The 9373-nt window shown below is 76.1% G+C and carries 4 protein-coding genes and 3 tRNA genes; 6 read left to right on the top strand and 1 reads right to left on the bottom strand.

Going from position 1 to position 9373, the window contains the following annotated elements; translation table 11 throughout:
- Positions 1–48: 48 nt before the first annotated feature.
- The gene (locus ACFCY1_RS31195; protein WP_375876744.1) at positions 49–3585 is read right to left on the bottom strand and encodes a PAS domain-containing protein; all 3537 of its coding nucleotides are present in this window, start codon (positions 3583–3585) and stop codon (positions 49–51) included.
- A gap of 177 nt (positions 3586–3762) precedes the next feature.
- Between ACFCY1_RS31195 and ACFCY1_RS31190 the strand changes: the two genes are divergently transcribed.
- From ACFCY1_RS31190 to ACFCY1_RS31165, 6 genes are all read left to right on the top strand, one after another.
- A tRNA-Ser gene (locus ACFCY1_RS31190) sits at positions 3763–3856 on the top strand.
- A 229-nt stretch (positions 3857–4085) separates the two neighbouring features.
- Positions 4086–4158, top strand: a tRNA-Arg gene (locus tag ACFCY1_RS31185).
- A gap of 34 nt (positions 4159–4192) precedes the next feature.
- Positions 4193–4268: transfer RNA gene (locus tag ACFCY1_RS31180), tRNA-Arg, on the top strand.
- A 352-nt stretch (positions 4269–4620) separates the two neighbouring features.
- Positions 4621–6897, top strand: a complete 2277-nt coding sequence (locus ACFCY1_RS31175) for an Ig-like domain-containing protein (RefSeq protein WP_375876743.1) — start codon at positions 4621–4623, stop codon at positions 6895–6897.
- 194 nt (positions 6898–7091) lie between these two features.
- Complete coding sequence (locus ACFCY1_RS31170) at positions 7092–8366, top strand: SPFH domain-containing protein (protein ID WP_375876742.1); 1275 nt, start codon at positions 7092–7094, stop codon at positions 8364–8366.
- Positions 8363–9358, top strand: coding sequence for a C40 family peptidase (locus ACFCY1_RS31165; protein ID WP_117488609.1), 996 nt, complete (start codon positions 8363–8365; stop codon positions 9356–9358). Before ACFCY1_RS31170 ends, ACFCY1_RS31165 begins: the two co-directional genes overlap by 4 nt.
- Positions 9359–9373: the final 15 nt, after the last annotated feature.

Raw genomic sequence — 9373 nt, 5'->3', positions numbered from 1 at the left:
CCCCCGTACGAACGGGGGCGGCCGGCCCTTCCACGTGTTCGGCGTGCCTCAGCCGGCGGCGGCGACGCCCGCCTCGCCCATCGCGCCGATCCGCCCGAGCAGGTCGACGATCCGGGACTGGACGTCCTCGCTGGTCGAGCGCTCGGCGAGGAACAGCACCGTCTCGCCGGTGCGCAGCCGGGGCAGTTCGCGCGGGTCGAGGTCCACCGAGGTGTAGACCACCAGCGGGGTGCGGTGCAGCCGGTCGTTGGCGCGCAGCCAGTCCAGCAGGCCGACCCGGCGGCGGCGGATCTGCAGCAGGTCCATCACCACCAGGTTGGGCTGCACGCTGCTGGCCCGGGCCACCGCGTCGTTCTCGTCCACCGCGTGCTCGACGTGCATGCCGCGCCGCTCCAGGCTGCTGATCATGGCGGCGGCGATGTCCGGGTCGCCCTCGACCAGCAGCACCCGCGGGGCGTGCTGCTCGCCGTCGCGCGGCGCGAGGGCGCGCAGCAGGACGGCCGGGTCGGCCCCGTACGCGGCGTCCCGGGTGGCCTGGCCGAGGCCGGCGGTGACCAGCACCGGGACCCGGCGGTTGAGCGCCGCGGTGCGCAGCGACTGGAGCGCGGTGCGGGTGATCGGGCCGGTCAGCGGGTCGACGAAGAGGGCGGCGGGGAAGCCGGGGACCTGGGCGTCCACCTCCTCGCGGGAGCGGACGATCACCGGCAGGTAGCCGCGCGCCTGGAGGGCCTGCTTGGTGGCCGGGTCGGGCTCGGGCCAGACCAGCAGCCGACGGGTGTTGGCCAGCTCGCCGGTCGGGGCCGACGGCTGCTCGGGTGCGGGCCGCTCCTCGGCGGGCGGGAGCTCGGCCATCGGGCGCGGCGCGGTCCGGGCGGCGTCGGCCGGGACGGGCGGCTGCGGCGCGGCGGCGGGCACCGGGCCGAGCTGGCGCGGCGGGGCGAGCTCGCCCAGTCCGGTGCCGACCGGGCGCGGGCCGGACGGCTCCTCGGCGGCGGGCAGCGCGGCCCGGGCGGGCGCCAGCGCGGTGCCGGGGGAGGGCTGCGCCTGGCCGGCCTGGCCTCCTTGGTCTCCCTGTCCGGACGGGCCGGAGGCGTTCACCAGGGCGTCCGGGCCGGGCCCCGGCGGGACGGCCAGCCGACGGCGGCGCCCGGTCGGGGCGGCGGCCGGTTCGGGCGGCGCGGGCGCGGGGCCGGCCGGCAGGGCGTGCTCCAGACCGGGGTAGACCGGGGTGTCGGCCGCCCCGGGCAGGGCGAAGCCGCCGGAGGACTCCTCGGCCGAGGGCAGCGCGCGGCGGCGGCGGTGCCTGGTCTCGCCGGAGGCCTGCTCCTGGGCCGCCTCGGCGGTCGGGGTGCCGCCGGGCGGGGTGCCGTCCGGGGCGGCGGGCGCGGGCGCGGGCGCGGGGGCCGGACCGAGGGCGAGCGGCTCGCGCCCGCCGGGGCGGTTCGGCTGCGCCCGGTGGCCCTCGACGGGCACGGCGTAGGCGGGGCCGGAGCGGCCGTCGTCCTTGCCCCACGGGTCGCTCTGGGCGCCGTTCGGCCCGGCCAGGCCCTGGCGGCCGTACGCGGGGTCGTTGCCGGTGCCGTTCCACTGCTCGGGGACGGCCCGCTCCACCCGGGCGGGGGCGTTCGGCCACTGGTCGGCCGGAATGTCGGGGTTGCCGGGAGCACCGGGAGCACCGGGAACGCCAGGGGCGTCGGGGGTGTCGGACACCGGGGTCTCGGCGGCCGGGCGGCCGCGGCGGCCGCGCCGCTCGGCGGGCGGCTCCTCGGCGGGCGCCCGTTCCGCGGCGGGGGCCGCGGCGGCCTCCGGGGTCTCGGAAGCGGGCTGCTCGTCGGCCGCCGCGGGCTCGGCGCCCTCGCCGCTGCTGGGCAGCTGCGGGATGCCCGGGAGCTCCGGCAGGACGGCGCTGTCGCTCTCCTTGGGCCGGTCGGAGCGGCCTTCGGCGGCGGCGCGCTCGGCGGCGGCCTTCGCGGCGACCGGGTCCAGCGGCAGCTCGACGACGTACGTGGTGCCGGCCTTGCCGGGCAGCTCGTGCGGCTGGAGCACGCCGCCGTGGCGCTCGACCACCGCGCGGGCTATCGGCAGGTGGACGGGGCTGCCGCCGACGCCGGGGCCGCGGATCTCGACCCGGGCGACCTCGCCGCGCTGGGCGGCGGCCAGCACGACGGTCGGCGGCTCGGGGGCGGGCGGCAGCGCGGGCGCGGCGGCGCCGTTCAGCCCGGGCACGGTCAGACCGGGGGAGGGGGCGACGGGGGCGTCCAGGGAGAGTCCGACGCCGCTGACGTCGGCGACCAGGTGGGCCAGCGCCTGGGCCAGCCGCCGCTCGTCGGCGATCACCTCGACCGCGGCGGCGTGCACCGAGAACCGCACCCGGCCGGGGCCGACCAGCTCGCCGGCCTCCTCGACGGCCCGGCGGACCACCTTGTCCAGACCGACCGGGACCCGGGACGCGGCCTTCGGCCCGTCCTTGCCGTCCTTGGCGCCGGCCTTGGGCTCCTTGCCGTCCTTGCTGTCCTTGGCCTCGGCGGCGCCGCTCTCGCCGGCCTCGCAGCGCTGGTGGTCGAGCACCCCGTCGATCAGCTTCCCGTACCGGCGGCACTCGGCGGCCAGCCGGCGCAGCGTCCAGTTGGCCTCCGGCCAGAGCTGGCCGGCCGGGTCGGCGGCGAGCGCGTCCAGCCGCTCGTTCAGCGCGTTCAGGGCACTGCCCAGCTCGCTCTCCAGGACGGCGGTGAGGTGCTCGTTGCGGGCGACCAGGGCGAGTTCGCGGCTGCGGTCGGTGAAGGTCATCACCGCGCCGACCAGCTGGTCGCCGTCCCGGACCGGGGCGGTGGTGAGGTCGACGGTGACCGGCCGGCCGTCCTTGCGCCACAGCACGGTGCCGCGCACCCGGTGCTTGCGCCCGGAGGTGAGGGTGTCCAGCAGCGCCGACTCCTCCAGCGCCAGCGGGGTGCCGTCGGCCCGGGAGTGCTGGATCAGCGGGTGCAGCTCGCGCCCGCCCAGCTCGCTCGCCCGGTATTCCAGGATGTGCGCGGCGGCCGGGTTGACCAGCACGCAGCGGCCTTCGAGGTCGACGCCGAGCACGCCCTCGGCGGCGGCCCGCAGGATCATCTCGGTCTGCTTGTGCTGGCGGCGCAGCTCGGCCTCGACGCCCAGCCGGCCGGAGAGGTCGCGGACCAGCAGCAGGAGCAGGTCGGAGGAGGAGGGCGAGTTCTCGCGGTACGAGTCGTACGGGGAGCGCGCGTAGCCGCGGCCGTCGCCGTCGTCGGCGAAGTCGTTGCCGGACACCTCGACCGGGAAGGTGGTGCCGTCGGTGCGGTGGGCGGTCATCCGGACCGGGCGGTCGAGGGCGTCGCCGTCGCGGGTGGCCGGTCGCATCGAGCCGGGGATGCGGCTGGGGTCGAACTCGGGCAGCAGACCCAGCACGCCCATGCCGACCAGTGAGGTGCCCGGCGCCTGCAACGCCTGGACCGCCGCGCTGTTGGCGTCCACGACGGTGCCGTTGCTGTTCACCAGCAGCAACGCGTCGGGCAGGGCGTCGAGTATGGCGGCGAGGCGAGCAGCGCCTCGGATCGGCCTGCTGCTCACGTCGACAGGTCTCCTCGGCTCGGGGCAGCTCCTCCGGAGACGGCAGTATCTCATTCTTCTTTGCGGCGGAGTCGACCCGCCTAGTAACGTTGGCGGCGGTTGGTGCCGAGCCCCACGGTTGTGGCATCATCACTGACACACGGAACGGCTCCGCTCGCGCGGGTACGATCCCTGTGGGGAGGCTTCGCCTAGTCCGGTCTATGGCGCCGCACTGCTAATGCGGTTTCGGGGTTATTCCTGATCGAGGGTTCAAATCCCTCAGCCTCCGCCAGTCGGGAGCCCCCGTCGACGATCTCGTCGACGGGGGCTCTTCGCGTTCCCGGACACGTTCCCGGCTGCGGTCCGGCTGCGGTCCGGGACGGCCCGGAGCGCAGCCCCGGCGGGGCCGGGAGGAGGTCGGGAGGGGTCGGGCGGGGCCCGGAACAACCGATTTCGTCCTACGCCGCAGGTCATGTAATGTTGTCCCCGCAACGCCCCGGCGGCAACGTTCACCAGGGCGAGCGCTCATAGCTCAACGGATAGAGCACTTGACTACGGATCAAGAGGTTGCAGGTTCGAATCCTGCTGAGCGCACTCAACTCCGCAAGATCGGGTTCGCCCGTTCCTTGCGCTCATAGCTCAACGGATAGAGCACTTGACTACGGATCAAGAGGTTGCAGGTTCGAATCCTGCTGAGCGCACCATCGAGAAGCCCCCGGCCACCGGCCGGGGGCTTCTCCGTTTCCCCGGCGTGCCCGGCGAGTGATTCGAACACAGGCCACGGGTGGGTGGCCGCGTCCCGGAGGCCGGTGTCCGCCGAATGGGCCTGGAGGTGCCATTCCCGCGTCCGTTCGGGTGGCGCCGATTGCCGCCTAATGGATGAAATGCAGCCGTTTCGGGTACATCCCGTCCTGCCGCCCGGATGACCGCCGAACGGGTGGGACACGGCCAAAAGCACCGGTGTCGCAGTATGACCGGCCCAGGATCGTGATTCCTTTTTGTCGGATCTTGTGCAGACTGCCCACCCCCCGGCAGCCGACCGCGAAGGAGAGCCGGATGAGCCGACAGTTTCCCCGTACGGCTGTCGCCCTGGCCGTCCTCGCGAGCGGGCTGCTGACCGCGTGGAACGTCCCGCTCGCGGCGGCTTTGCAGTCCCCCGACACCCGGTCCGCCGAACACCGGGCGGTGCCGCCCTCCGGGCTCCCGGCCCGGGTCGACCTCGACGCCGCCCCGCAGGAGTACGGCACCGCCACGCACGTGGCCTCCGACCTCCTCCTGGGCGCCGGCGCGACCGCCCCGGCGCGCACCGGCCGCAGCGGCGCCGACGCGTCGATCGCCTTCCCCTTCCCCACCGAGGCGGCGATCGGCCGCTACTACCGGCTCACCGTCCCGGTCGCGGTCGGCGACCGGCCCGCCACCCTGGCCGGCTGGATCGACTTCGGCCGCACCGGCCGGTTCGACCCCGCCCAGCGGGTGCAGACCGAGATCCCGGTCGGCGCCGCCACCGCGACCCTGGAGTGGACCGTCCCGCCCGGCGCGGCCTCGGGTGAGACCTGGGCCCGGCTGCGGATCGGCCGCGACGCCGGACAGCTCGTCTCCTCCGGCGGCTTCGCCGACTCCGGACAGGCCGCCGACCAGCGGATCGAGCTGACCGTCGGCGCCGCCCGGCCGGAGATCGCCGAGCCGGTCGCCGGTGCCGTCCTCGCCGACGCCCGCCCGCAGGTCAGCGGCCACGGCGCGGTCGCCGGCGCCACGGTGGAGGTCCGGGAGGGCGACACCGTCCTCTGCCGGACCGAGGTCGGGAGCGGCGGTGACTGGTCCTGCCGCCCCGGCACGGAGCTGGCCGTCGGTCCGCACGCCCTCACCCCGGTGGAGACCACCGGCGGCGGCGTGGTGCTGCGCGGCGATCCGGTCACGGTCGACGTGAAGACCGTGCCGCCGGGCGCTCCCACGCTCACCGTCCCCGCGTACACCAACGACCCGGGGCTCCGGCTCACCGGCACCGGCGAGGCGGGCAGCACCGTCTCGGTCCTCGACGAGGGCTCCAGCGACGAACTGTGCATCACCGGGGTGCCGGCGGGCGGCGCGTGGTCCTGCCTGCCGGTCGAGGACCTGACGGTCGGGAAGCACCTGCTCACCCCGGTCGCGGTCGACCGGGCGGGCAACCGGACGGCCGGGCTGCCGGTCCCGCTGGTCGTCTCCACCGCCCTGCCGGGCCGGCCGGTGCTCACCTCGCCGGCCCCGGGGGAGGCCGTGCGGGTCAGCCGGCCGAAGCTGGCCGGCCGGGCGGATCCGGGCACGGACGTGCTGGTCACGACGGGGGCCGACGCGGGCGCGGAGCCGGAACGGCGGACGGTGCTCTGCGGGGCGACGACGGCGTTCGACGGGAGCTGGAGCTGCACGGCCAACCGGGACCTGGCGGCCGGGGAGCAGTGGCTGACCGTCACGGCGACCGACCGGGCGGGGAACGCGGCCTTGGCGGAGCCGGTGCCGGTACGGGTCGCCACGGCGGAGGCGGCGCCCGCTCCGGGGGCGTCGAGCCCGGCGGTGCCGAGTGCGGCGGCGCAGACTTCGGTACTGCCGAGCCTGGTGCTGCCGAGCGCGGCGGCTCCGAGTGCGACGGCGACGGCTACGGCTTCGGCTTCGGGTCCGGGGGCGTCGAGCCCGACGGCGGCGGTGTCGGCGTCGAGTTCGGCAGCGAGCCCGGTGGCGGCGAGGCCGGGGGCGCCGACTCCGGTGGCGTCCGGTGCGGCGGCGGTGCCCTCGGGCCCCGCCAAGCCGAGCCCGAGCGCCCAGGGTGCGGCGGTGGCCTCGCCGACTCCGTCCGTCGTGGCGGCGCCAGCGGAGGTGCCGGTCGCCGTTCCGCCGGTGGGCGCACGGCCGGTGACGGCGAGTCCGGTGGGCTCCGGTCCGTCGGCGGGTCCGTCGGCGGGGCCGTCGAGGGCGACTCCCGGGCCCGCGAAGACCGTGGCGGCCGCGTCCGCCGCTTCCACCAGGCCCGTCGTCCCGACCCTTTCGACCGCCGAGGCCTTCTCCCCGAGCCTGACGCCGGCCCCCGCTACCGGCCACGGCGCCCCGGCCGCGGCCGTCGTCGCGGTGCGGCCCGGGCCCTCACCGGCCGGAGCCGCCGACCCGGTCGACTCCGCCGGGCCCGCCGGGGACGCGGTTCCGCCGTTGGCGGCGCCGCCGGTGGAGACCGCGCAGGGCGCGTCCGGGCGGTCCGGGGCGGCCGGCTGGCGCGGTGGAATCGCCGGATTCCTGCTGGTGCTCACCGGCCTCGGGCTGATCACCCGTCGGGTGTTCGCCCGCAGGCCAGGTGCTCCTCGGCGCTGAACTGCGCCGAACTGTCCCGACCATCAGTTCATGTGCCTGCGCGTCAGGTCGGCTTTGGATGATTCGTCAGTAAATGTCGACACACCTCGGCTCAAATGTCGCATTTGATGACGTATGAACTTAGCCTGACCCTGGCACTGCCCGTCAGATCCGGGCCGCCCGTTGCGCGACACACCGACCCAGAGGATCCGTGCATGGACGTCACCCGCGATTCTTCGCAGCGACCCGACAACCTGCCCAAGGCGCTCCCGCCGGCCCTGCCGGAACGTTCCGCCGTAGGCTCCGGCCCGCTGGCCGGGACCACCGCCGTCAAGACCCTCAAGCCGGGCGGCCCGGCCGACAGCGGTCCGGCGACCACCCCGCTGGCCGTCGTCCCGAGCCCCTCCCACGGCGGCTCGGCGGACCTGCGGGACCCGCTGGAGTCGGCCGCCCCGGAGACCGTCGAACTTCCGGACCCCCTGGTGGCCGGGGCCCTGACCGCCACCACCTCCCGGCGCCCGCCGCGCGCCGACCAGGCGCTGCGCGAGCAGCGCGCCACCGCGCTGCCCGGCTGGCTGGCCCTGCTGGCGGTGCTGATCGGCGTGGGCGGCGTGCTGCTCGTGCTGCTGCGCACCGGCGTCATCCCGTACTGGGACGCGCTGCCCGACCTGCGCGGCAGCGCCGCGCGGGAGAGCGGCCGGGTGGAGGTGGACGCGCCGTGGATCGCCGCGGTGGCCGCCGCCGGCCTGCTGGTGGTGTTCACGCTCGCCGGGCTGCTGGCCAACGCGGGCGGCGAGACCCGGGTGCTGACCCGCTGGGGCCGCTACCGGGGCACCGTCCGCCGGACCGGCCTGGTCTGGGTCAACCCGCTGCTGCGCCGCCGCCGGGTGGACGTGCGGCTGCGGCACTGGCGCAGCGAGCCGGTCAAGGTGGTGGACCGCACCGGCACGCCGATCGTGGTCCGGCTGCTGATCGTCTGGCGGGTCAAGGACACCGCGCGGGCGCTGCTCGCGATCGAGGACCACGAGAGCTACCTGCGCGAGCAGGTCCAGGCCGTGCTCACCCGCACCGCGTCCACCCTGCCCTGCGACAGCAACGCCGCGCCCGGCCCCGCGCTGCGCGACGGACAGTGGTTCGCCGACGAGATGACCAGGGCGCTGGCCGCCGAGGTCGCCCCGGCCGGCCTGGAGGTCTACTCGGTGCAGCCGCTGGCCCTGGACTACGCGCCCGAGGTGGCCGAGTCGATGCGCCGGCGCAGACTGGCCGACCTGGACGCGGGCCTGCGCACGGTGCTGGTGGACGACGCGGTCGAGGCCGCGGCGCTCGCCGTCCGCCGGCTGGAGCGGGCCACCGCGCACGAACTGGACGAGGCCGCCCGCAGCGCGCTGATGGAGCAGCTGCTGGTCGCCTTCGTCGCCCCGGCCGGAGTGGCCGCCTCGGTACCGTCCCCGGCCGCCCGTGCCGGGCGGAAGGAAGGACGACCCGCATGAGGATAGCCACCGGCGCGTACGCCGAGTCCGGTATCGGCCCCGACGGCGATCCCGGACTGATCGGCTTCGAGGAGCGCCTCGGCAGCATCCCCGCGCTCGCGGGCTGCGGCTGCCCGAACTGCGTCGTCCGGCCGCGCACCGCCCGCTCCGCGGCGGCGGCCGGCGGCAGCCGAATACACCGGGCCGTGCGGGGCACCTGCCTGGCCACCACCGTGCTGGCGGGCGCCGGCGTCGTCGGCCTGACGGCCGGCGCCGGATCCGCGCACGCCGCGGCCGGGAAGCAGGGCTGGGACGGCTCGAAGTACTGGTTCAAGAACGGCAGCGGCGAGTGGCGTTGGACCAGCCACTACGACGTCTACGCGAGCCGTACCGGGCAGTCCGGCGGCTCCTCCGGTTCCTCCGGTTCCTCCGCTCAGGCCGTCTCCAACGGCTCGGCCTCCTCCGCCGGGATGCGCCAGGGCTGGGACGGCTCGAAGTACTGGTTCAAGAACGGCAGCGGCGAGTGGCGTTGGACCAGCCACTACGACGTCTACGCGAGCCGCACTGGGCAGTCCGGCGGCTCCGCCCGGACCCCCGCGCAGCCCGCGCCCCCCGCGAGCCGTCCGTCGGCGAACCCCGCACCGGCCTCCGGGAACATGGAGTCGGCCATCGACTACGCGCTCGCCCAGCTGGGCAAGCCGTACGTCTGGGGCGGCAACGGCCCGTCCGGCTACGACTGCTCGGGGCTGGTCCAGCAGGCCTACCGGCGCGCGGGGATCAGCCTGCCGCGGGTGGCCGACGACCAGTACGCGGCGACCACGCCGATCAGCGCCGGGCAGCTGCGCCGCGGCGACCTGGTGTTCTGGTCCGACAGCGGCCGGGCCTCGGGGATCCACCACGTGGGGATCTACCTCGGTGGCAACAAGTTCGTGGAGGCTCCCCGGCCGGGCACGACCGTCCGGATCTCGACCCTCAGCCAGGGCTACTACCCCACCCACTTCGGGCGGCCGTGACCGCGCGGCCATGAC

Origin of the sequence: Kitasatospora sp. NPDC056273, assembly GCF_042268845.1 — a bacterium.
In the GTDB taxonomy this organism is placed as follows: Bacteria; Actinomycetota; Actinomycetes; order Streptomycetales; family Streptomycetaceae; genus Kitasatospora.
This window is presented reverse-complemented; position numbering and strand designations above follow the sequence as displayed.